Here is a 21,694-nt window from a genome sequence, read left to right as displayed (position 1 = left end):
CCATCCCCCAATACCGTAAATTGTACGGCAATCGGGTGGTCCCGGACATTCCAGTCACTCAGTTAGTCTGGCGGTCACCTAAACTAACCACTGGTCGATTTGCTGGCTAACGGCCCCCTGCTGATTGGTGGCCGCCAACCGCTTGACCGGTCCGGTGATGATGGCCGGATCAGCGTTGGCCACGGCGAATCCCTGTCCCACCATCTCGAGCATGGCGTGATCGTTGCCGGAATCCCCAAAGGCCGCCATCTGATCCGGCGAAACGCCCCAAATTTGGCCCAAAGCCAGCAGAGCCGCGGCCTTACTGACCAAGGGTAAGGTGACGTTCATGCCCCCCAGACCGCTACTGGTCCCCACCAGCCGATTCTGAAATTGGCGATTAAATGCGGCGACCTGCTCGCGAACCTCGGTTTTCAGCCAAGTCACATCCAGCTTGAGGATGTCAGCCGTCACTTGCGTTAAATCCGTAACCTGCGTGAGACTGGGATAGAAGGCCTGTGACTCGTGAAACCGCTGGCTCGTGGTCGCCAGTTCGGTGTACGCGCGGTCGCGCCCACAGGCGATGACAAAGCAATCCGCCATTATCGGGGCGGTCTTCAACCAAGCCACAGCGTCCCGCCAATCCCGATCGGCCAGCGCCTGGACCTGCAACTGTTCCCCGTGTCCGGTCACCGTCAACGCGCCATCCTCTACGATATAGGTCAGGTTCTGGCGATGTGTCAGCGGCGCAAATAGCTGCTGAACGTGGTCGAGGGGGTCACCCGTAGTCACCACGAAACGAATTTCCCGGCGACCGAGTGCGGCCAGCTGGGCATCGAAACGCGCCACGTCATAATGCCCAGCTTCATCTAAAAATGTTCCGTCTAAATCCGTTGCAATTACTTTTGGTCGCATCCAACGCCCACCCTTTCTCGATTAACCTATCCCCAGCATACCCGACAAAATTCCCCAGCACAACGCCTTTTACTTACAAATTTAATCATAAAACAAACGCCGGTTTAACAGCGTTTCCGATAGCGTAAACGACTCGCTTCGACGATGATTTTTAGACGAATTAGTCGCCAAAAGAAATCGTTGCCGCACGTTAATTCTATTTTCAACGCTTTAACTTAAAAAAAATCACGCCAACAACAATCGGCGTGATTTCCCAGATTATTTAGCTCACCTTACGCATCCATCCCCAAGCTGTAGGCGTGGTTCATTAAGGATTGCGTTTCGGTAAATTCATTTTCATCGTGTAAGACAACCGTGATGACCCGGTGCTTACCGGCCTTCTGCCCCGTTCCCACGAAGCAGTACCCGGCAAGCGGCGTGTACCCCGTCTTCAGGCCGTCCACGTTCAGACTAGCCTGATAGTATTTCCGACCGGGCAACATGTTGTTGTAGTTGTAGCACAGCTGGCCGTTGACCGTCTTGGACCCAACGGAACCATCCGTTAAGACCCGCGGATAATCCTTAATCAGGTGCCGGGCAATCAAGGCCACGTCCTTGGCCGATACCATGTTGGCGTTGGCCTTACCATAGCTGTAGCCAAAAGCCTTCAGGTCGCTATTTTCCAACCCCGAGGCGGAAACAAAGCTGGCCTTACCTAAGTTCCAGCTCTTAGCCTGCGCGTTCATCTTCTTGATGAATTTAGCATTGCTGCCGGAGACCCACTGGCCCAAGGCAATCGCTGCGTTGTTGGAAGAATCGAGCAACGCGGCATCGTAGAGTTCCTTGACCGTGTACTTGTGATTGCTGTAGAACTTGAAGCCCCCACAGCTGGCACTGTTCCCCATGGCGACTAAGCCACTGTTACTGGTCTTGACAATATCCGTCCATTTTCCAGAACCATTATCGATCTTATCGAGGACCAAGTAGAGCGTCATCAGCTTGGAAACAGAAGCGATGGGCCGCGCGGTGTTCGCGTTCTTGGACCAAACGGCCTTACCCGTGGTGTAATCCAAGGCGACGGCATTCTTGGCGTACTTCAAGCCAAACGGTGCCTTGCCCTTCTTCAAGTAGCCGTGCCAGATCCAGCCCTTCACCGAGCCACTCTTGTTGGACACGTAGAAGTAAATCCCCTTCGAATTGCTGTGCTTCAAAGTCGCCTGCTTCGTCACGTACCAGGTGGTATTCGGATAGCCCTTCATCGTGGCGATGCGCTTGTTGTGGGCCTGATTGTAAATGGCCCCACTAGTACTCTTCTTGTGGTACGCCGTCTTGGTCACATTCTTACTCGACACGGTCGTGTAAGTCGCGGCGTCGGCGGTAACCTGCACACTCGTAGCGGCCCCAAGAGTCACCGTAAAGAGTAGCGCCAGCAGCGCCCCCTTAACCTTCGAAATTGTCATGCGTATGTAAATCCCCTTTTCCTATATTTACCGATTCATTACATTTAAGCCTACCATGTGAAACCGCTCAACCACAAGGGCCCAGTCTATTTTGTAACCCAGTTGTTGGGGACGTAATTTTACCGTAATCCACCACGTGCTACCTGAATGACTTACCGGCTACACCATTAGCAGCCTCACAGATTCTGGCTGTCTTACCGTTCGCCAAGCTTGGTCCAGATGACGATAGGGACCGCCGTGACAATATCGCTTTCAGCCCGATTAACCGGGACTTCTTAAAGCGGACTAATCACTCATGCTAGCCAAACCATACGCGTGATTCATCAGTGAGCGGGTCTCGGTGAATTCATTTTCATCGTGTAAGACCACCGTGATGACCCGGTGCTTGCCGGACTTCTGCCCGGTTCCCACGAAGCAGTACCCCGCCAGTGGGGTGTAACCGGTCTTCAGGCCATCCACCTTCAGCGAAGCCTGGTAATACTTCCGCCCTTTCAATAAGTTATTGTAATTATGACACGTCTGGCCGTTGACCTTCATCGAACCAATCTTACCGTCCTTTAAGACCCGCGGATAGGCCGTGATCAGGTGCCGCGCTATCAGGGCCACATCCTTGGCCGAGACCTGGTTGGCGTTGGCCTTACCGTAGCGATACCCGAATTGCCGAAGATCACTGTTTTCCAGTCCGGAGGCCGAAACGAAGTGGGCGTGTCCGAGATGCCAAGCCTGCGCCTGCGCATTCATTTTGCCAATAAACTTAGCGTTGCTACCGCCGACCCATTTCCCCAGGGCAATGGCCGCATTGTTGGAGGAATCGAGAAAGGCCGCGTAGTAGAGCTGCCGCACCGTGTACTTGTGGTTAAGCTTGAAGTGAAAGCCCCCGTAAGCCGCGCTCCGGCTCATCGAGACCAAGCCCCGACTGGTAATCTTAATCTTATGATTCCAGTTGCTGGATTTGCCCTTAATCTTCTTCAGCGTCAGGTAAAGCGTCATAATCTTTGAAACGGAGGCAATCGGCCGGGCCGTGTTGGCGTGCTTGGACCACACGACCTTGCCCGTCTTGGCATTCATCGCCACGGCGGCCTTGGCCTTACTCAAAACGAAGGGCGCCTTGCCTTTCTTCAGATAGTTATGCCAAATCCACCCCTTAATATGCCCGGAATGATTCTTAACGTAGAGGTAAACGCCCTTGGTTTTCCCGTGTTTCAGCGTGGCCCGCTTGGTCGCATACCACGTGGTGTTCGGATGCGCAGTAAGGTTAATAACCTTACGCGTGTGGGCCTTATTGAAGATGGCCCCACGACGACTCTTCTTGTGATAGGCCGTCTTCTTAATCGACTGGGTGCTGACGGTTTTGTAGCGACTGGCCGCCATCACTGGCGTTACCGGTCCGATCGTGCCACCGAGAATGATCACCACGGCAAACGCGATGAGGACGCGGTTTAAACGTCCTGGTTGTTTCATTTTAAATTCCTCCTAGTTCTGTCATCATTAAGTTAACCACCTGTTACGATAGCACTGTTGGCCGCCAAACGTTAGCCACGCGGGTAAAATCAGCCCCAATGTAACGCATTTGTAAAACCATTGCGCGCCTCAACTGCTTATAGACTGAAAACGATTTTTGCTGGCGATGGTTGCATTTCCCCGCTAAACTCGTTAAGCTAGAAATTAATCAAATACGACTGGGGTGCCATCGCGGCTGAGATCAAACCCATTGAACCTGCTCTGGTTAATACCAGCGAAGGGAACGCGTAATCCATAGCTATCAATGAACCCCACTAGATTTTTTTAGTGGGGATTTTTTTAGCCTTGGTGGCCCCTCAGCGTCTAAATTTATTGGAGGCGACTGTTTATGAAACGTTGGCATATTCGAGATATTATTTTGGTGACCATTATCGCAATTTTTATGGGGGTTATCTTCTGGGCAATTGGTCCAGTCTACACGATTTTACAGGCAGCACTGGCGCCCGTGGGCTTGTCACCGCTGGCTAATGAACTGGTTATCGGTATCTGGGTCATGGCCGGGCCGCTCGCCGGCTTCGTCATTCGGATTCCTGGCGCGGCCACGCTAGGTGAACTGCTGGGGTCCGTGGTGGAAATGTTTCTGGGTGGCATGTGGGGTGCCAGCACGTTAATCTCTGGGGTTCTGCAAGGCTTCGGGTCCGAACTCGGGTTTATCTGTACCGGTTACAAGCGTTACGGCTGGTTCACGCTGGTGCTGAGCGCATTGACCACGACCATCGTCACTTTTGCCTGGGACCTGATTCGAAATGGCTACGCGGCTTACCATCTGCCGCTGTTGTTACTGCTGGTCTGCGTGCGGTTTGTGTCCATCTTCCTCTTCGGCGGCGTGTTGACCAAGCTCATCAACAACTTGTTGGTCCGCGCTCACGTCTTGAAGGACTAGCCCTTGTTTCTGGTGTGTCGTTCGCCTGCGGCTGCTACAAATTCACCGACGTGGCATCAGTAACGTTGGCGAGACATTGCCGCACATCGCCGAGACGACACCAGTCACCGGTGGCTTAGCTATCACCGAACCACCACAGGCGATAATAGTTACAACTAAAGTCAAGTATTGGGGGAATTCATTTGGCAACCGTCACGGTACAATCACTCACTTACACCTATCCGAAGCAATCGCGTCCCGTGCTGGACCAACTGTCCGGGACCTTTCCGGCGGGTAAATTTTCCCTGCTGACTGGGGTCTCCGGGGGCGGAAAATCCACCTTGCTCAAGCTCATCGCTGGTCTACTGCCAACCAGCGGGTCCGCGATTACCTTTGACGGCCAACCGCTCAGCGCCATTGCCCCGGGCAAGCGCGCCAGCACGGTCGCCATGCTGTTTCAGGAACCCAGTACGCAGTTCACCATGGACACCGTGGAAAACGAACTGCGCTTTGCCTTAGAGAATCAACAGGTCCCGGCCGCCGAAATTGCCGACCGGAGTGCCGCCGCGCTGGCCTTCATCGGTATCAGCGATCTCACCCACCGCAAGCTCATGCAGCTGTCCGGGGGCGAGCAACAGAAGGTCGCACTAGCCATCATCGTCGCCATGAATAGCGACGTCATCCTGCTAGACGAACCCTTCGCCAGCATCGATCCGCCGACCCGGCTAATCCTACTCGAGAAGCTGGTCGCACTATGTACGGAGCGGGGCAAGACCATTGTCCTGGCCGACCACGATCTGAGCGGTTATCAGCAGTGGGTCGACCACCTCGCCGTCTTGGCGGGGGGCCAGCTTCACCTGCTATCCGCCGCGGAAACGCGTGACCGTTTCGCCGCCTTTACCCCGCAGCACTTACGGTTAACGCACGTCCAGCTCCCCAGCGACCAACTGACCGTTTGCCTACATGGCGACCAACTCGGCCTGGCCCACAGCGACCGGCAACTTCTGACGCCTCAAGATCTGCGGCTGTATGCGCACCGCACCACGCTCATCACCGGTCCCAACGGTAGTGGCAAGTCCACCCTGTTTAAAGCGCTCGTGCGACTAGGTCGCTATCAGGGGCACCTCACCTATCACGACACCGATATTCAAAAGATTCACAAGCGGCGCTACGCCCGGCAAGTCGGCCTGATGTTCCAGGCGGCCTCCGCCCAGTTTCTCAACGTCACCGTGGCCGAGGAGCTGGCCTTATCGCAGAAATACGGGAACCGGACCTACTTCACGCCAGACCGGATTCAACGGCTCCTGGAACAGTTGAACCTCGCCGGGCGCGACGACCAGGTGCTCTACTCACTCAGTAGCGGCCAGCAGAAAAAGATTCAACTACTCTGCATGCTGATCATGGCGCCAAACGTCTTGCTCCTGGACGAACCGCTCAAGGGCCTCGACTACGCGTCCATTCAAGCCGTCATCCACATCCTGACGACCGTGCAGCGTGACCTCAACCTGACGCTCATCCTGATTAGCCACCAACTCAGTGGCTTAGACGACCTGGTTGACCTGCATTTACAATTGGCCGACCGGCATCTCACGTATCGGGGGGTGAGCGCATGAATCCTTCGCTTAAACTCGCCCTCATCGTCCTGATCGCCCTGGAAGTGTCCTTCGCGCAGGTCTGGAGTGTCAACGTGGCGCTGTGCGTGGTCAGCCTTATCCTGATGCTCTGGCACCACATTTCTTGGCGGCGCCTGCTCTGGCTGACACTGGTCCCGCTGTTCTTTGCCAGCACGCTGGTCTGGTCTCTGATGCTACGTGGAAACGCGTCCGACCACTTTCTGTGGGTCCTCTTTACCCGGATGTTCGTATACGTCTACATGGGCGGCTGGTTCACCCTAACCACCAAGCCCCTCTGGCTCACCCGGTCGTTGGAACAAAACGCCAAACTACCGAGTAAATTCGCGTATGGCTTCCTCGCCGCTTTCAACCTGATGCCCAAGATTAAAGCGGAAGTGGCCACCGTCAGGGCCGCCGCATTAATGCGTGGCGAGGTTCTTCACGTGTGGTCGCCGCGGTTGTATTTTAAAGTGATTCTGGCCGCCATGAACTGGTCGGACCAACTGGCCGCGGCCATGACCTCTCACGGCTTCGTGGAAGGCGCGCCGCGGACCCACGCCCAAACGGTGCCCCTGATTGCGCGCGACTGGTGGTTATTCGCCGGGAGCCTACTACTGGTTCAACTGGGAATGTTCATCGGACTTCCCTAATCTTTGTTCACTAAAGGAGTTTTGACATGTTTACTGACTTAGCCCACGCCGCAACCGAGGCTTCCTGGACGGCTTCCAAGCGCCATCCCTTCATTACTCAGCTGTGTGCTGGAACCTTACCGCTGGCGACTTTTCGGTATTATCTGATCCAGGACCACTACTACCTGCAAGAGTTCAGCAAACTCCACGATTTGGCCGCCGACCAGAGCAACGATGCCGACGTGGCCCAGCGGCTTCACGCCGGGGCCGAGCATCTTCGCCAGGGTGAAATCGCGGTACGCCAGACCTTCTTCGATCGGCTCCAGATTACATCCGAAGAGGTGGCGGCAACGCCCATTGCGCCCACGGGCTATGCCTACACCAGCCACCTGTACCGCGCCCTAGCCACCAGTGGGCCAGCGGGTGCCGTGGCCGGCCTTCTCCCCTGTTACTGGCTCTACGCCGAAATCGGCCAGGAGCTGGCGCAGGCGGGTTCCCCGGTCCCTATTTATCAGGATTGGTTGAACACCTATGACGCCGACGATTACACGGGGATGATGGCCGACCAGTTAGCGCTGGCCAACCACGTGGCAACACCAGCCAACCAAGCGGAGCTTCTGACCATCTTTAAACGCAGTAGCTGGTACGAATTACACTTCTGGCAAATGGCCCTCGACCACGAAACGTGGGCCCTACCGGATGTGGCGGAGCCGTCAGATTTTTCAGCCGAAAAGTAATGCGGTATAATTAGGGCACCGTACGAGAGAAAGTAGGTGTCGGCAATGAAAAGACTACGACAATTAACATTCTTACAGTCTTTTGGCTACCTAGCCCTGGTGCTAGGCGTGTTGATCGAAATTTATGCGTTATTCAATGGCCCGGGCAGTCGCCTGTCCGGTGACGATATGTTTGGTGGCGCGGTCGTTTTGGCCCTGGCCACGGCCTTCATTCACAGCAAGAATTTACCCGTCAACCTGACGCTGATTGCCCTGAGTACGCTGGGGTTTGCGTATTTCACCTTTATTTACACGCAAGCTTGGTTCTGGACCATTGTCTTGGCCGTCCTCGTGGCGGCGTTCATGATCTACTTCTTCGGCTTACGCGGCGAGGTTCGCCGCAACCAGAGTGAGTGGTTTCACTTCTAAACAAAGCATCGCGCGTTCCGTATAGTGGGAACGCGCGATTTTATTTATCCACCTAAAGGTTGAAAGTAAAATTAACACACTGCTTCCCGTAATGACGGTGTTCTGTCCACTAAAATTAGTGAAACCAGAGGCCTACGCCTGTTAGGGGTTCAGCCGTGGGCGTTGCCTTAGTGGCACGGTTCATGCCGCTTAGGAAACTGGCGTCTTTGAGACGTGATTCCTCGGCTCAAAGCGAGGTGTCGAGACCATACTGTGGCTCGGCCCGTCCGCCCACCGCGATCCAACCCCTATTTGGCGAACGGTAAGGCGAACGTTTTCCACTGCGAAACTGTAACCGACTAATACTAACGCCATAGATTGTACGATACCAACAATTCTAGTTGATCTCTATCTTTCAACCTTTACCCGTTTAACCCAAAAAGAAACGGACCAACCGAAGTTAGCCCGTTTCCCTGCTTGATAAACTACAAGAGACTGTAGTCATGTAATCAATATGATTACCGAAATTTAAGATGAAACAGCCGGTTATCCGGCCCCGGTGGCGAGATTAATACTCGCTTATTTCATGTGAATCTGAGTGGCGTGCGTGCGCGGAACGTTGACGATCGCGGGATGCGTCGTCACCTGCGTCACCGTGCGCTTCCCCATCGTGAACCACGATAGACCACTCACAATGGCTAACACTACCACAGCCATGGTCAAACTCGAAATAATTCGTCGTAGATTCATCCTGTCACCTCGCGTGTCTTTTTACCGCCTAGCTTAGTGCACGAATATCTCAAAGCTGTGACAGGTTGACCAAATTGCGTTAACAATTTCCTAACTAATCGACAGGAATTGTTATATTGGGTATAAGTTTACGCAATTTTGGCCCGTTCATCAAGTAGAATACAAAAAAACTTCCAGATATCGAGGGTTATTTCACCGCTTTTGCAAAACTTTAGTATAATAAACGTAAGCAGTAATTTGGATTATCATTTGGAGGGATATTAATGAGTCAAGAATTAAATGATCTTGCTGAAGCAATCATCGCCTACCAAAAGAAATACGACAAAACTGATGGCGAAATGGCTTTCGGCTCCCGCATTTCAGTCGAAAAGTACCACGCCATTAAGTCTGGCGAATTAGCGCCAACCAGTGACGAGCAGAGTGCCCTGAAGAGCCTCATCGCCACTAAGCCGAACTAGGCCGTTCCATCAGGTAAGTTTACCAATTCTGTTTCTTAATCGAACAAGACAAGTGCGCCAAATCAGCTAACTGGTTTGGCGCACTTTTTCATTGTTGAATTTCTTCCCACGCCGTTCTGTAAGCGGCCGCGGTCGTCTCATCGAAGGCCACGAGGCGCACCGACTGGACGGAGGTGGTATGGGCCAGCGTCGTCGCAATCGTCTGCGTGGCGATGGCGGCCGCCTCCTCTAAGGGATAGGCGTAGACCCCCGTGCTAATCGACGGAAAATCCACACTCTGGCAGCCGTATTCGCCGGCCAAGGCCAGACTGTTGCGGTAACAGGCCGCCAACAGCTCGGACTCGTGATGGTCACCGCCGTGCCAGACCGGCCCCGGCGTGTGAATCACCCATTTCGCCGGCAATTTAAATCCGGGGGTAATCCGGGCCTCGCCGGTGGGGCACCCGTTGAAGGGCACACACGCCTTGAAAAGCTCCGGCCCCGCCGCGCGATGGATGGCGCCATCGACGCCACCACCGCCTAATAACGTGGTATTTGCTGCATTAACAATGGCATCCACGTGACTCGTGGTGATGTCACCGTGAATCACCGTAAACTTTGCCATGAAACTCACTCCTTTGACCACGGCCAACGCCAGCGACGCTTCGCCGGTGCCGGTGTCTGGGACTCACGTGCTTTTAGTCGCTTCATGCCTTCGCGATAGGGATTGGCATAGAGCGCCGATAAATTTAATTTTTGACTGTTCGACTTGCTAGCCGGTGCGGTCCGAAATGGCCGCAAGTCCGTCTGACAGTGCGGGCACCGGTCATCTCGGGGCGTGACCGCCGCGCCACAACGCGGACAGAATTTTAACGTTTCCGCCATACGACATTCCCCCTATTTCGACTGTTGGTGGTGTTGATTACGTTGGCGGCGCTTCTGGGCATTCGCCACTTCTTCAATCGCCGCTTGCTTCTGTGCCTCGGCCCGACGTTTGGCGGCCGCCGCCTGCTTCTGTGCGGCGACTTGTCGGCGTTCGCGGCTCCGATAGCTCAGAAAGCTCCAGACACCCACGGCCAGCAAGGCCAGGACAATCTGAACGGGCACCAGCGACCAGTCGGCGTGTTTAGCCACAAACAAGTTATACGCAATCAACAACACCGACATGATTCCCACCACCGACAACGTATCGCGCAACCAGCGCGGCATCTTCTTGGCTTTCATGGTCAAAACTCCTTACAGGTCGCCTTCTACGCGCAACTGACGCTCTACCAAGTAAGCGTCCAGGTAGCCAAACGCAATCTCATCGACATCGCTAATCCGGTAGACCTTGCCCACCTGATCGAGTTGGTTGTCCGCCACTTCATGGAAGATGAACCGCTCGCCGCCAACCTGGCTGGGATATCCCAGTAAGGTCGTCTCATCGTGTAGCTTCAACCGCACAATCGTTCGAAAGGCGGCGGCCTGCGTCAACCGGGCGCTGAACTGGTCGACGGTCGGGTCGAACAGCCGCTCATCGTTTAAGACGGGCTGAATCTGATGCTGTTGGGCCTTGTTTAGTAACGAGAAGAGCCGCATGGTCTGGAGGTAATCCGATTCAATCACCACCGCGTGTAATTCGGTCAGCCGCATTACGGTATAGCCACCGAACTGCCCGGTCATATCGATCAAATTCATAATCACCGCGTTCTTGGTGACCGCATTGATGCGGCCCACGAAGAAGAGGTCGCGGTCGTGCTCCGGAACCAAGGCCACCAACGGATCGCGACCGGCCAACAGGCGAAGCGTGTCCGGCATCAACCGGGGGTCCGTGACTTCCTTGGTCGCCACGTGGGTGAGCTTGCGCAGATGTGGCGCTGCAATACCTTGCAGGGTCAGCTCTTTCCCTTGAAATTCGATGACTTCCAGTTCACTGGGATTCAGCGTAAACGTGGTCTGGTCCGTGTAGTCAAATTTATTCAACAGCTGAATCATGACCTGGTCGGCCGCCACGCTGGTGACCAACCCCTCATAGAAGTGTTCGTCACCCTTAACCACCAACATAATGACTAAGTGATCGACCCACGCGTGACTCAACACCTGCCGCCGCAAATCGCGTTGACTGTCGAAGGACATGGTGAGTCCCCCGGCCTGAATAAACTGTTCTTCCTGGGCCGTTTGAATGCGAAAAGCCATATTGTCCAAATCATCACTCGAAAATTCCACTTCATCGATAACGTCGACCGCGAGGAATACGGCGCCGTCCGGCAACCCATAGTCGTCAAATGTGGCGAGGATGATGCCGGTATCGCTAACCGTCGTCACGTAGCCGGTATACACAACTTCTTGATTGGTCTGATAAACATTGACCAGAATGTGCTGTGCCAACGCCCGGTTTAAATCATTCATGATTGAATTCAACATGACGACCCCCTTCTGAATTGTCTTCTGGATTCATGGTTTCCCCAAATCCAGCCGTGTCCGTTTTCAATCGTCAGGCGCCCGCCCGTCAATTGAACCCACGGACCGTTCGCCTAACTTATTTCTACTGTTCTGAAAATCTTATCATATCTGGCTTAAAATAGCTCGTGAACCGCCATCCAAATTTGACTAAGAAACCGCCGTGCTGAGATACTCCGCTAACCGGTCTCCGCGTAAGCCTGCGCTGAGGCCCACTAGCAATTTAATCCGCGCCTTTTGACCGTTCAACCCTTGGCAGAGCATTAATCCCATCTTCCGGAGTTCGATGCCACCACCCTGATAGTCATAAATGTCCTCGGCAACGCCATTATAACACCGCGAAACCAAAACCAGCGGAATGTTGCGGTCCAAGAGCCGCTGAATGGCCGGTAAGGTAACTGGCGGTAAATTTCCCGCCCCCAGGCCTTCGATGACAATGCCGGCCGTCTGGTCGCTGTTCAGCGCGTCAAACAGGCTGGCGTCCATCCCCGCGTAAGCTTTCAGCAAATAAACGTGGTCGACCACGTGGTCAATATCACAGATATCCTCGCGAATCAGCTGTTGGAAGTAGATGGGATGGCCCTTGGCGACCAAGCCGATGGGGCCAAAGGTGGGCGTTCTAAACGTGGCCACGTTGGTCGTATGAGTCTTGGTAACGTAGCGCGCCGTGTGAATCTCGTCGTTCATGACCACCATGACGCCATTGCCCCGTGACGCGTCGTCTGCAGCCACTTCGATGGCGGTCTGAAAGTTATATAGGCCATCGGAACCAACCTCGTTAGACGAGCGCATAGCCCCCGTCACGATCACCGGAATCGTGCTGGGCAGGGTCAGATCAAGAAAGTACGCCGTTTCCTCCAGCGTATCGGTTCCGTGGGTGATGACCACGCCGTCGATGCCTTCGCGTTCCCCCTGGTTGATACATTGCTTAATCTTGAGCATCTCGACCGGCGTGACGTGGGGCGACGGCAGGTTGAAGAGCTCATCGGTAATCAGCTCGACGCGGCCTTCCATAATCGTTTCCTGCTGAGCAATCGGGTTCTCCGCGTTGGGCACGACCTCGCCCTTTTCATTTTGAGACATGGAGATTGTGCCACCAGTATGAATTGCCAGAATTTTTTTCATCACCGTCAACTTCTTTCACAAAAGATTTCTTGTCCACATTGTACCCTATTTGCTGTAGAATTTAGTTAGAATTAGGAAAGGATGTTCGGAAAAATGGCAAAAAAAGATGAAAGCGCTAAACCCTACCGTCCTGGTGTGGTCGTCCACCCTAAAAAGTATAGCAATTCCGGCGGCGTTGCCGACTGGGGACCGCTGCTGGCCTGGTTCAGCAGCATTTTCAAGAAACTATGGCATCGGCATTAGAATTCGGCACGGGGTGTTGTTTTTTTCATTTTCCCGTGGTAAAGTTATCAACATTCAATTCAAAAAATTAAAGTGATTGCCTATATAATGCCAAGATAAGGTTGGCGAGTTTCTACCCAGAGCCGTAAACTCTGGACTATAAGCAAATTGAGGACGAAACTCTTTTTGCCGATGAAAAGAGTTCGTCGGCCGAGTTTTCAGGAAGCCCCCTTTTGCAAAGGGAGCTTTTTTGTTTTCATTCAATCCCTTGGCGGCGTATGGACATCACGAGAAGGAGGAACTTTTCTTGCAGTCCACTAAGTCCGCAACTACCACTTCGTCATCAGATACCGATCAGACCCTGCCCATGTGGCGGGCGGCCATCTTAGGCTTCCAGCACTTATTAGCCATGTATTCCGGTGACGTCATCGTTCCCTTGCTAATCGGGGGCGCGCTTCATTTCAATGCCATGCAGATGGCTTACTTAATCAGTGCGGATATCTTTATGTGTGGGGTTGCAACCCTTCTCCAGCTGAAACGCACGCCGCTCACGGGGATTGGCTTGCCCGTGGTCCTCGGTTGTGCGGTGCAGGCCGTCACCCCCCTGAGCGCCATCGGCAATCAGTACGGGGTCGGCGTCATGTACGGAGCCATCATTAGTGCAGGGATCTTCGTCTTCCTCAGCGCCGGGTGGTTCTCCAAGATCAAGCACTTCTTCCCGCCGGTCGTGACCGGGTCGCTCATCACGATTATCGGCTTCACCCTGATTCCCGTGGGCTTTCAGGATCTAGGCGGCGGGGACGCCACGGCCAAGAACTTCGGCGATCCCAAGATGCTTTTGGTGGGCTTTCTCACCATGGCCATTATCCTGGGGCTCAACGTCTTTGCAAAGGGGTTCCTGAAGTCCCTGGCGATTCTGGCCGGAATCCTAGTTGGCACCTTCATCGCCGGGGCCATGGGCCTGGTTTCGCTCAAGGCGGTCGGTCAGGCTAGCTGGTTCCACCTCCCGCAATTCTTCTACTTTGGCGCGCCCAAGTTCGAGTGGTCGTCCATTCTGACCATGATTCTAGTCTCACTGACGACCATGGTCGAATCGACCGGCGTCTTCTTCGCCTTGGGTGAGATTACTGGCCGGCAGATTGGCGAAAAGGACCTCAAGCGCGGCTACCGGGCCGAGGGAATTGCCGTGATTTTAGGTGGGCTCTTCAACACCTTCCCCTACTCCACATTCTCCGAAAACGTCGGTGTGGTCCAATTGTCGGGGGTTAAGACCCGTAAACCACTCTACTTCTCCGCGTTATTTCTCATGATCCTCGGCCTACTCCCCAAGATTGGGGCCCTCGCCACGGTGATTCCCGATGCCGTTTTGGGTGGCGCCATGATCGTGATGTTTGGCATGGTCGGCGTTCAGGGCATTCGGATGCTCCAACAAGTCGACTTCAAGGATAACAACAATCTGTTGGTTTCCGCCATCTCGATTGGCCTGGGACTCGGTGTGACCGTGTACCCACAGATCTTCCAGGCCATGCCGCAATCCCTACAGATCGTGCTGAACAACGGCGTGGTCATCGGGAGTTTCTCCGCGGTCATCTTAAATATTGTGTTTAACATGCGGCCACACCGGGCAACCGTAACTGCCCAAGCGCGGGTAAATACCGCCGCGCAACCGCAAGATAAGTAAAGTTTCATTGTTGTCTGTCGCTCTAGCCGATGACCGGGTCCTTTGCCCAGGTTGTCGACTATTTTTGTCTCTGCCGGCCGTCTTGCCGTTCGCTAAATTGGGCCCAACTGTCAGCCGTCCGGAATCTTCGACAGACGCAAGCAACCCGTGAGGACGCATTTAATGGCGACCATCCCCTAGCCGTCATGGCCTTAAAATTAAATTCTTTATTTCAGAAAATGGCCCCCTAGAATAGCCACTTTACCCCCCGCTTTCCTTTGGGATTCCGCGGTGGTTCGCGTATAATGTGAGTATTAACTTTGAAGAGGAGCGCAAGCATGCTAAGTATTCAGCATATCAGCAAGCAATTTGGCCCCGTGAAGGCCCTGAACGATGTTAGCTTCGAGGTCCCCAACGGCCAGATTCTGGGCTTGATTGGCCAGAACGGTGCGGGCAAGTCCACGACATTTCACAGCATTCTGAATTTTATTCAATACGACGGCACCATCCGCTGGCAGGGAAAACCACTGTCACCGGCCGACTTCGACACCATCGGCTACCTACCCGAGGAGCGTAGCCTGATGACCAAGCTGACCATCGAGCAGCAGATCGTGTACCTCGCCCGGCTAAAGGATCAGTCGGCTAAGGACATTCGGCCGCGCATTGACGATTGGCTGGGCCGTTTCGCCGTTAAGGGCACGCGTAAAAGCCGGATCAACGACCTGTCCAAGGGAAATCAGCAGAAGGTTCAACTCATCTGCACGTTGATTCACCACCCGAAGTTGTTAATCCTAGACGAACCCTTCAGTGGCCTGGACCCGGTCAACGCCGATTTGCTCAAGCAGGCCATTCTAAGGGCCAGAGATGACGGTGCGGCCATTATTTTCTCCAGTCATGATATGGAAAACGTCTCGGCATTGTGCGATCAGCTGGTCATGCTGCGAAAGGGTGATATGGTCCTGCACGGCACGCTGGCCGAGGTGCGTAACCAATTTGGCAAGACGGAACTCTACGTGACCACCGATTGGTCGGCCGACCGCCTGGCCACCCTACCCGGGGTCGGGCGCGTGGACCTGCGGCAACCGGGCCAATACCTCCTGCATTTGACCGACCCGGCCGCCGGACCCACCATCTTTGCGGAGCTGACGCAGGGCCACTACATTGAGGAGTTCAGCCAGCAACCGCCGACCCTCGATGAGATTTTCCGGATGAAAGTGAGTGAAGACCATGCATAAGACCTGGATAGTCACACTAGAAACCTATCTCCGGCAAATCAAATCCTGGAGCTTCCTGTTCATGGTCATCGGACCGTTTCTGATGATTGGTCTAACCGTGGGTATCAGTTATATCAGTGCCAACAGTGCCTCCAGTAGTAAGGAAGTCGCGGTCATCAGCACCTCGAAGCCGCTACGCCGGGCCTACCTGCGCCAACAAACGGATAACCTCAATACGCGGATTACCACGGTCTCGGCAGCCGAGGCGGCGGTCAAGAAGAACCATTTAGCCGGTTACCTGCAACTGAGTGAGTCCCACCAACAGATTCGCGCCGACTACCACGGTAGCAGTCGCATGGCAAGTGGTCTAAAGGCCCAGACGCAGAACTTCTTGCAGCAGTATCAGCAGGCCCGTAACTACCAGCAGGCTAAGCTGACGGCTAAACAACAGCGACTCTTAGCCCGCACGCCGGTTCTCCAGCAACACATCGCCAAGAAAGCCGGAACGGCTAATCTGGCCAAGACCATTTCATTTTGGATTCTGGTTACCATGATTTACATCATCCTGATCACCTACGCCTCGATTGCCGCGCAGGAGATTGCCTCGGATAAGGGCACCAAGATTATGGAAATTATCTTCTCCAGCACGACCGCCACGAGCTACTTCGTGGGGAAGATTGGCGGCATTCTGCTGGTGATTCTCACCCAGATTATCATCTACCTAGTCGGCGGCTGGGCCGGTTACCAGATTGCACTGAACAGTACCGCCGTCAAGCCACTAATTGCGGAGAACCAAAGCTTGATTGACGCGGTTCTTCACAACCTGTTGAATCTAAACCTGGTCTACCTCTTCCTCGGTGTCATCATCTATACGATTCTGGCGGCCTACAGTGGCGCCGTGGTCGCGAAGGCCGAGGATGCCTCCAAGGCGGCCCAACCGGTCATTATGCTGGGGATGTTTGGCTTTTTCGCAACCTTCCCCTTCCAGAATAATTTGGACGCGCTCTTCGTTAAAATCCTGTCGTACGTGCCCTTCTTCTCATCGTACTTTATGCCCATGCGAATTATTAACGGGACGGTCAACGGCTGGGAACAGCTGATTTCCCTGCTGATTCTGCTGGCGGCAATTGCCCTGTTTGCGGGCTACATCGGCAGTCAGTACCAGCGGCTGATGCTCCAAACGGACAACCGGAGCTTCTGGCAACACCTGCTTCACGGTTGGCGTCACCAGGACTAGCCCCCATTCGCAATAATGTAAAATTAGTCACATTACCCATTAACATTTTTAGCCAGCGTGCTATAATTAATGGGTAAGTTTCGGGCCCTTAGCTCAGCTGGGAGAGCGCCTGCTTCGCATGCAGGAGGTCGTCGGTTCAATCCCGGTAGGGTCCATTTGGGCGAAGATCAACCAATTAAAGTGCTGATATACCGGCGTTCTAATTGATGACTTAGCCACGAATTCGTTCGAAATCACAACCAATGGTAATCGTTTTGGTAACCATTGACTCAAGCACACCTTGGCAGAGGTAACCCAGAACTGTTAGCTTAACGGCTAGCAGTTTTTTAGTGGCTATTTTAATGGGAAGGGCAAAACGTCTCACCAAGACTGGCCATTAATACCTGGTCAACTCTTGGTGAGACATTTCTCTTCCGGATAACACCACAGGTTACGAATCAAACTTCACATTCGAACGCGGCTTGTCCAACTTCGTCAACGCGAATTCCCTAGCACCATCATGCGCGGTTTGGTAATAGCCCAAGGTGGCCTGACCCACCCGCACCGCCTGTTCAGACGTCTGTGTGTACGGGTTCGGGGAAATCTGCCGCCGTATTTTTTGATACCTGAATTCTCGATTGTTGGTGGCCACCACTGCTTTTACGAAATCATAGGAATCGACCTTAATTACTTCGCTGGTTCCCCACCGATGCTTCTTCACCGTCACCGAAACCGGCAGCGGTCGGGGTTGCTTAAATTTAGTCGCCTGCAACCGCGCCAGTTGGCGTCGATCGGTTGAAATTATCCGCTTATCCATTTTAATAGTCGCAAAGCTAACGACCGTGGCGTTCTGATTACGTTTCAGATTCTTCTGCTCTTCGGCTAGTTCTGCGCGAGTCGTGGCAATCAGGGCGCGTCGCCTTTCAACAAAGGCTTGTTCGGCCCATACTTTCCCCTTTCGCGCCAACTGGTCGGTAGACAGCTTAACGGCCGCCCCCAGCGTAACGGTGGCGGGTACCCGAAAGGCCGTCGCCCGGCCATTTTGCGTCATCACGATGGCCGTCAAGGGGGTGCTAGCTTTAGGCGTTGTCCGGCTAGTCGCGACATACCAGGCGTGCGCCCGAGAACTTTGCGTAGCCTGCCCAAACGCCACATCCCCGCTATTCGCCGTCTTCCGACCACTGGCGGACCGGTGACCACAGGCGCCTAGGGCTAGGGACGCCAAGATGATTAAACCCATTATCATTTTCTTTTTCATTAAACTAGACACTTTCCTGGTGACGCCACCATCTTCATTTAGTCGATTGCTTTAGATTATACCCGAAACCTGCGCCATTTTTCTAAAAAATAGTTGCCGACAAAAAAGGACTCATCACATGAGCCCCTCCATGTTCTATAACTTTAGTTAGAATTACTTGTAGGCCTGAACCTTGGCTTTCTTGGAATCAGAAAGCAAGTGGAAAGTGTAGACGATCTTACCATTCTTCTTAACGGTCTTACCTTTCTTAACTTTCTTAGCGTAGTACCCGGCCTTGGCCCAAGTCGACTTAGCCTTGGGCGCCTTGATGGTCTTTGTAAACGTTCCCTTCTTGCTCAAACGAACATACTTATACCCCTTGTAGGTCGTGATCCGTGCCCAGGTTGCTTTATGCTTCTTCGCATTGGTCTTGTTGTTCACCTTGATGGTCCCGCTAACCTTAACATATTGGTTAGACTTGGTCTTCTTGGCGGTTAACTTTGATACTTTGTAGGCGTAGGCTTTCTTTAACGCCTGGCCATATTTATAAGCCGGTGCATTCTTATCTGTAACAGCAGGGTCCTGGGCAACTTTTAAATCATGATATTCTTCCTTCTTTGCTGACGCACTCATCGAATCCCATTGCTTTTGAGCGTACTCTTTAGATTCCTTGTCAGTCAAAACCTTATAAGTCATCGCTTGGGCAGTAACATCACTGCCAACGCTCGTAAAGGTTGGGACTGCAACGCTTAACCCCATAACTGCGGTCATTAACATGACGGTTGACTTCAACTGATTGTTTTTCATATTCAAACTCCTCCACCACTGTGTTGTGTCATCATAAAGATATCAATACAAGATTATTTTTACGGTGACTCATGTTGCTAGTTGATTTAGCAACATGATAACTATACCGCGTGTTGCCCGGTTTGAACAGCTGCTATCGACTTTTCGTGAAACAAACTCACTTGACTGCGAATTATTAGATAAAACCCTTAATAAACGGCCATTCTCTACTCCCCCTCTATCCACCTCGCTATCAGCGCACTAAACCTTCGCAGCAACCCTTTAAATTCCGTCCTTGGCCACATCCCCGCCAACCAAGTCAACTCACTTCGATCCCTTACGTTAATTACCAATACAAACATAACCTAAACATTATCACCCACTCTTGAATTACAGTAAGCTTAGGAAAAGGCTGAGTTAACTTTTTTCTAAACAAAGGGGGGAGTGCGGGCGTCAGCCTCGTTAGCGTCCGCACGTCGAAAATGAGAACTAAAAAGCTTGAGGACACTAAATTTCTGGCGTATTCGATGAAACAGATTGCCGAAAAGTATGGGTTTGAGCTGTTTTCCGTGGACTTAGTTGCCGCCTTCAATGAGTCGCCGTATCGGCAGTGTCGGCCGAAATCCATCATCTTCTTTACCAAGAACACCGATGAACAGTTGATTGCCTTTCTGAGTTTCTGGCACGGCACCTGGCATCCGCTCAGCAATCCGACAAAATACAAGGTTTACTTCAACGCCACGCGTCCGGACTTCACCAAGCGCCAGGCCGCCAAGTTCGCGCAGGAGCTCAACTATTTAACCGACGCCAAAGCCGCTTCGCTTAGGCCGCAAGACTTCATCGCCGCGGAGGACTGGCAACGCATGGCCGAAGCCTAATTATTTCAGTAACCGGGGGAATTTAATTTAATCGCACTCAGCCTAACGCCTTTCCTACTCGTGGGAAGGCGTTTTTTAAGTGAATCTTTTTCAAAGCATCTTTATTTACCCCCTTAATCACCCATGATATAATCGGTCCAAACGAAAGGATGCGGTTGTATGGCAATGCTTTATGGGAAACACACGCATGAAAAAGACGAGTACCTGTCCCCCATCTTCGGCGCCTCGGCGGAACGTCACGACCTGCCTAAGTACCGTTTGGCTCAGCACTCACTGGCGCCGCGCGAGGCCGATCGATTGGTACGCGACGAGCTATTAGATGAAGGCAATTCCCGACTTAATCTCGCGACCTTCTGCCAGACCTACATGGAACCTGAAGCCGTTGAGTTGATGAAGGATACCTTAGAAAAAAACGCCATCGATAAGTCCGAATACCCCCGCACGGCCGAGATTGAGAATCGCTGTGTCAACATCATCGCCAACCTCTGGCACGCCGCGGACACGGAGAAATTTACCGGCACCTCAACGATTGGTTCCTCCGAAGCCTGCATGTTAGGCGGTCTCGCCATGAAATTTGCCTGGCGAAAACGGGCCCAAGCCAACGGCCTCGACCTCAACGCTCACCGACCCAACCTAGTCATCTCTGCCGGCTATCAGGTCTGCTGGGAGAAGTTCTGTGTCTATTGGGATATCGACATGCACGTGGTTCCCATGGACCCCCAGCATATGTCGCTAGACGTGGACCACGTCTTAGACTACGTGGACGATTACACCATCGGCATCGTGGGCATCTTGGGTATCACCTACACGGGTCAGTACGATGACCTTGCCCGCTTGGACGCGGTCGTTGAGGCCTACAATCGACGGACCACCTATCCCGTCTACATTCACGTTGATGCGGCGTCCGGCGGCTTTTACACGCCATTTATCGATCCCCAGCTGATCTGGGATTTTCGTCTCAAAAACGTCATCTCCATCAACGCTTCCGGTCACAAGTACGGCCTAGTTTATCCCGGCGTGGGATGGGTCATCTGGCGCGACCAGCAATATCTTCCCGAAGAACTGGTCTTTAAGGTAAGCTACCTAGGCGGCGAGTTGCCGACTATGGCTATTAATTTTTCTCATAGCGCCTCGCAACTCATCGGCCAATACTACAACTTCATTCGCTTCGGTGTGGACGGCTACCGTGAGATTCAGCAGAAGACCCATGATGTGGCCCACTACCTGGCTAAAGCACTGGCCAAGATTGGCGAGTTCACCCTCATCAATGATGGCCGGCAACTCCCACTACTGTGCTATCGGCTAACCGACCGACCCGACCGGGAGTGGACCCTCTACGACCTCTCCGATCGCCTTCTCATGCACGGCTGGCAGGTGCCGACCTACCCCCTACCACAGAATCTACAGGAACAGGTCATTCAACGGATCGTCGTCCGGGCCGATTTTGGAATGAACATGGCCCACGACTTCATCGATGATCTGACCCAAGCCATCGCCGAACTCAACCAGGCCCACATCGTTTTCCACGCCGATGACACCCCCAAGAAATATGGCTTCACTCACTAAAAAGCAGACCACAACTAGGCGCGCTACTGCCGGAAGTCTACCGGTGTTAGCGCGCTTTTTCGGGTGAAACTTTTCTATCATT

Annotated in this window: 23 protein-coding genes, 1 tRNA gene and 2 riboswitches; of the genes, 13 read left to right on the top strand and 11 right to left on the bottom strand. The window is 53.3% G+C overall.

What is annotated here, in order from left to right; genetic code table 11:
• Positions 1-78: 78 nt before the first annotated feature.
• The 3 genes from V8I28_RS04545 to V8I28_RS04535 all read right to left on the bottom strand — a co-directional run bounded on the left by V8I28_RS04545 (position 79) and on the right by V8I28_RS04535 (position 3,794).
• Complete coding sequence (locus V8I28_RS04545) at positions 79-894, bottom strand: HAD-IIB family hydrolase (protein ID WP_341778929.1); 816 nt, start codon at positions 892-894, stop codon at positions 79-81.
• A gap of 272 nt (positions 895-1,166) precedes the next feature.
• Positions 1,167-2,333: a serine hydrolase gene (locus V8I28_RS04540; RefSeq protein ID WP_341778928.1), complete on the bottom strand. Its 1,167-nt coding sequence runs from the start codon at positions 2,331-2,333 to the stop codon at positions 1,167-1,169.
• 285 nt (positions 2,334-2,618) lie between these two features.
• A complete protein-coding gene (locus tag V8I28_RS04535) occupies positions 2,619-3,794 on the bottom strand; it encodes a D-alanyl-D-alanine carboxypeptidase family protein (protein ID WP_445928177.1) in 1,176 nt (391 codons plus the stop codon).
• 209 nt (positions 3,795-4,003) lie between these two features.
• A riboswitch (TPP riboswitch) is annotated at positions 4,004-4,095 on the top strand.
• Positions 4,096-4,182: 87 nt separating this feature from the next.
• Here V8I28_RS04535 and V8I28_RS04530 point away from each other — a divergent pair.
• From V8I28_RS04530 to V8I28_RS04510, 5 genes are all read left to right on the top strand, one after another.
• Entirely contained in the window at positions 4,183-4,737 is a 555-nt protein-coding gene (locus V8I28_RS04530; RefSeq protein WP_341778927.1) for an ECF transporter S component, read from the top strand.
• 182 nt (positions 4,738-4,919) lie between these two features.
• The gene (locus V8I28_RS04525) at positions 4,920-6,329 is read left to right on the top strand and encodes an ABC transporter ATP-binding protein (protein ID WP_341778926.1); all 1,410 of its coding nucleotides are present in this window, start codon (positions 4,920-4,922) and stop codon (positions 6,327-6,329) included.
• Positions 6,326-6,979: an energy-coupling factor transporter transmembrane component T family protein gene (locus V8I28_RS04520; RefSeq protein ID WP_341778925.1), complete on the top strand. Its 654-nt coding sequence runs from the start codon at positions 6,326-6,328 to the stop codon at positions 6,977-6,979. The genes V8I28_RS04525 and V8I28_RS04520 overlap by 4 nt, the downstream gene beginning before the upstream one ends.
• A 26-nt stretch (positions 6,980-7,005) precedes the next feature.
• On the top strand, positions 7,006-7,695 hold the full coding sequence (gene tenA, locus V8I28_RS04515) for a thiaminase II (protein WP_341778924.1): 690 nt from the start codon (positions 7,006-7,008) through the stop codon (positions 7,693-7,695).
• A gap of 45 nt (positions 7,696-7,740) precedes the next feature.
• Positions 7,741-8,103, top strand: coding sequence for a hypothetical protein (locus V8I28_RS04510; RefSeq protein WP_341778923.1), 363 nt, complete (start codon positions 7,741-7,743; stop codon positions 8,101-8,103).
• Between the two features lie 558 nt (positions 8,104-8,661).
• Here V8I28_RS04510 and V8I28_RS04505 read toward each other — a convergent pair.
• Positions 8,662-8,832: a hypothetical protein gene (locus V8I28_RS04505; RefSeq protein ID WP_341778922.1), complete on the bottom strand. Its 171-nt coding sequence runs from the start codon at positions 8,830-8,832 to the stop codon at positions 8,662-8,664.
• Between the two features lie 263 nt (positions 8,833-9,095).
• Here V8I28_RS04505 and V8I28_RS04500 point away from each other — a divergent pair, with 263 nt between their 5' ends.
• Entirely contained in the window at positions 9,096-9,290 is a 195-nt protein-coding gene (locus tag V8I28_RS04500; protein WP_168898831.1) for an LBP_cg2779 family protein, read from the top strand.
• Positions 9,291-9,378: 88 nt separating this feature from the next.
• Here V8I28_RS04500 and V8I28_RS04495 read toward each other — a convergent pair whose 3' ends face one another.
• From V8I28_RS04495 to V8I28_RS04475, 5 genes are all read right to left on the bottom strand, one after another.
• Complete coding sequence (locus V8I28_RS04495) at positions 9,379-9,894, bottom strand: O-acetyl-ADP-ribose deacetylase (protein ID WP_341778921.1); 516 nt, start codon at positions 9,892-9,894, stop codon at positions 9,379-9,381.
• A 5-nt stretch (positions 9,895-9,899) separates the two neighbouring features.
• Complete coding sequence (locus V8I28_RS04490; RefSeq protein WP_341778920.1) at positions 9,900-10,154, bottom strand: zinc ribbon domain-containing protein; 255 nt, start codon at positions 10,152-10,154, stop codon at positions 9,900-9,902.
• 12 nt (positions 10,155-10,166) lie between these two features.
• Positions 10,167-10,493, bottom strand: coding sequence for a hypothetical protein (locus tag V8I28_RS04485; protein WP_341778919.1), 327 nt, complete (start codon positions 10,491-10,493; stop codon positions 10,167-10,169).
• Between the two features lie 12 nt (positions 10,494-10,505).
• Positions 10,506-11,672, bottom strand: a complete 1,167-nt coding sequence (locus tag V8I28_RS04480; protein ID WP_341778918.1) for a hypothetical protein — start codon at positions 11,670-11,672, stop codon at positions 10,506-10,508.
• A gap of 186 nt (positions 11,673-11,858) precedes the next feature.
• Positions 11,859-12,833: an asparaginase gene (locus V8I28_RS04475; protein ID WP_341778917.1), complete on the bottom strand. Its 975-nt coding sequence runs from the start codon at positions 12,831-12,833 to the stop codon at positions 11,859-11,861.
• Positions 12,834-12,926: 93 nt separating this feature from the next.
• On the opposite strand from V8I28_RS04475, the gene V8I28_RS04470 reads away from it, so the two are divergent.
• The 5 genes from V8I28_RS04470 (at position 12,927) to V8I28_RS04450 (ending at position 17,321) form a co-directional block, all read left to right on the top strand.
• Entirely contained in the window at positions 12,927-13,076 is a 150-nt protein-coding gene (locus V8I28_RS04470; RefSeq protein WP_168900307.1) for a hypothetical protein, read from the top strand.
• 60 nt (positions 13,077-13,136) lie between these two features.
• Positions 13,137-13,235: riboswitch (purine riboswitch) on the top strand.
• 187 nt (positions 13,236-13,422) lie between these two features.
• Positions 13,423-14,736: a nucleobase:cation symporter-2 family protein gene (locus V8I28_RS04465; protein ID WP_341779014.1), complete on the top strand. Its 1,314-nt coding sequence runs from the start codon at positions 13,423-13,425 to the stop codon at positions 14,734-14,736.
• A 317-nt stretch (positions 14,737-15,053) separates the two neighbouring features.
• Entirely contained in the window at positions 15,054-15,950 is an 897-nt protein-coding gene (locus tag V8I28_RS04460) for an ABC transporter ATP-binding protein (RefSeq protein ID WP_341778916.1), read from the top strand.
• The gene (locus tag V8I28_RS04455) at positions 15,943-17,166 is read left to right on the top strand and encodes an ABC transporter permease (protein ID WP_341779013.1); all 1,224 of its coding nucleotides are present in this window, start codon (positions 15,943-15,945) and stop codon (positions 17,164-17,166) included. Before V8I28_RS04460 ends, V8I28_RS04455 begins: the two co-directional genes overlap by 8 nt.
• A gap of 82 nt (positions 17,167-17,248) precedes the next feature.
• A tRNA-Ala gene (locus tag V8I28_RS04450) sits at positions 17,249-17,321 on the top strand.
• A 275-nt stretch (positions 17,322-17,596) separates the two neighbouring features.
• Here the strand turns inward: V8I28_RS04450 and V8I28_RS04445 are convergent.
• Positions 17,597-18,391 carry a hypothetical protein gene (locus V8I28_RS04445; RefSeq protein WP_341778915.1) on the bottom strand — a complete coding sequence of 265 codons (795 nt, stop codon included), beginning with the start codon at positions 18,389-18,391 and terminating at the stop codon, positions 17,597-17,599.
• Between the two features lie 165 nt (positions 18,392-18,556).
• The gene (locus V8I28_RS04440; protein WP_341778914.1) at positions 18,557-19,189 is read right to left on the bottom strand and encodes a hypothetical protein; all 633 of its coding nucleotides are present in this window, start codon (positions 19,187-19,189) and stop codon (positions 18,557-18,559) included.
• A 461-nt stretch (positions 19,190-19,650) separates the two neighbouring features.
• On the opposite strand from V8I28_RS04440, the gene V8I28_RS04435 reads away from it, so the two are divergent.
• Both V8I28_RS04435 and V8I28_RS04430 read left to right on the top strand, forming a co-directional pair.
• Positions 19,651-20,046 (top strand): hypothetical protein, encoded by a 396-nt coding sequence (locus V8I28_RS04435; RefSeq protein WP_341778913.1) that lies wholly within the window; start codon positions 19,651-19,653, stop codon positions 20,044-20,046.
• A 165-nt stretch (positions 20,047-20,211) separates the two neighbouring features.
• Entirely contained in the window at positions 20,212-21,612 is a 1,401-nt protein-coding gene (locus V8I28_RS04430) for a glutamate decarboxylase (RefSeq protein ID WP_341779012.1), read from the top strand.
• Positions 21,613-21,694 lie beyond the last annotated feature (82 nt).

This window comes from Levilactobacillus sp. HBUAS70063 (assembly GCF_038374745.1).
GTDB lineage: Bacteria > Bacillota > Bacilli > Lactobacillales > Lactobacillaceae > Levilactobacillus.
Note: the sequence above shows the minus strand (reverse complement) of the source record. Positions and strands in the feature narration are given on the sequence as shown.

Excerpts from the sequence above, each read along its gene's own strand:
- V8I28_RS04545 (WP_341778929.1), bottom strand. The coding sequence starts at position 894 with ATGCGACCAAAAGTAATTGCAACGGATTTAGACGGAACATTTTTAGAT.
- V8I28_RS04540 (WP_341778928.1), bottom strand. The coding sequence starts at position 2,333 with ATGACAATTTCGAAGGTTAAGGGGGCGCTGCTGGCGCTACTCTTTACG.
- V8I28_RS04535 (WP_445928177.1), bottom strand. The coding sequence starts at position 3,794 with ATGAAACAACCAGGACGTTTAAACCGCGTCCTCATCGCGTTTGCCGTG.
- V8I28_RS04530 (WP_341778927.1), top strand. The coding sequence starts at position 4,183 with ATGAAACGTTGGCATATTCGAGATATTATTTTGGTGACCATTATCGCA.
- V8I28_RS04520 (WP_341778925.1), top strand. The coding sequence starts at position 6,326 with ATGAATCCTTCGCTTAAACTCGCCCTCATCGTCCTGATCGCCCTGGAA.
- tenA (WP_341778924.1), top strand. The coding sequence starts at position 7,006 with ATGTTTACTGACTTAGCCCACGCCGCAACCGAGGCTTCCTGGACGGCT.
- V8I28_RS04510 (WP_341778923.1), top strand. The coding sequence starts at position 7,741 with ATGAAAAGACTACGACAATTAACATTCTTACAGTCTTTTGGCTACCTA.
- V8I28_RS04505 (WP_341778922.1), bottom strand. The coding sequence starts at position 8,832 with ATGAATCTACGACGAATTATTTCGAGTTTGACCATGGCTGTGGTAGTG.
- V8I28_RS04500 (WP_168898831.1), top strand. The coding sequence starts at position 9,096 with ATGAGTCAAGAATTAAATGATCTTGCTGAAGCAATCATCGCCTACCAA.
- V8I28_RS04495 (WP_341778921.1), bottom strand. The coding sequence starts at position 9,894 with ATGGCAAAGTTTACGGTGATTCACGGTGACATCACCACGAGTCACGTG.
- V8I28_RS04490 (WP_341778920.1), bottom strand. The coding sequence starts at position 10,154 with ATGGCGGAAACGTTAAAATTCTGTCCGCGTTGTGGCGCGGCGGTCACG.
- V8I28_RS04485 (WP_341778919.1), bottom strand. The coding sequence starts at position 10,493 with ATGAAAGCCAAGAAGATGCCGCGCTGGTTGCGCGATACGTTGTCGGTG.
- V8I28_RS04480 (WP_341778918.1), bottom strand. The coding sequence starts at position 11,672 with ATGTTGAATTCAATCATGAATGATTTAAACCGGGCGTTGGCACAGCAC.
- V8I28_RS04475 (WP_341778917.1), bottom strand. The coding sequence starts at position 12,833 with ATGAAAAAAATTCTGGCAATTCATACTGGTGGCACAATCTCCATGTCT.
- V8I28_RS04470 (WP_168900307.1), top strand. The coding sequence starts at position 12,927 with ATGGCAAAAAAAGATGAAAGCGCTAAACCCTACCGTCCTGGTGTGGTC.
- V8I28_RS04465 (WP_341779014.1), top strand. The coding sequence starts at position 13,423 with ATGTGGCGGGCGGCCATCTTAGGCTTCCAGCACTTATTAGCCATGTAT.
- V8I28_RS04460 (WP_341778916.1), top strand. The coding sequence starts at position 15,054 with ATGCTAAGTATTCAGCATATCAGCAAGCAATTTGGCCCCGTGAAGGCC.
- V8I28_RS04455 (WP_341779013.1), top strand. The coding sequence starts at position 15,943 with ATGCATAAGACCTGGATAGTCACACTAGAAACCTATCTCCGGCAAATC.
- V8I28_RS04445 (WP_341778915.1), bottom strand. The coding sequence starts at position 18,391 with ATGATAATGGGTTTAATCATCTTGGCGTCCCTAGCCCTAGGCGCCTGT.
- V8I28_RS04440 (WP_341778914.1), bottom strand. The coding sequence starts at position 19,189 with ATGAAAAACAATCAGTTGAAGTCAACCGTCATGTTAATGACCGCAGTT.
- V8I28_RS04435 (WP_341778913.1), top strand. The coding sequence starts at position 19,651 with ATGAGAACTAAAAAGCTTGAGGACACTAAATTTCTGGCGTATTCGATG.
- V8I28_RS04430 (WP_341779012.1), top strand. The coding sequence starts at position 20,212 with ATGCTTTATGGGAAACACACGCATGAAAAAGACGAGTACCTGTCCCCC.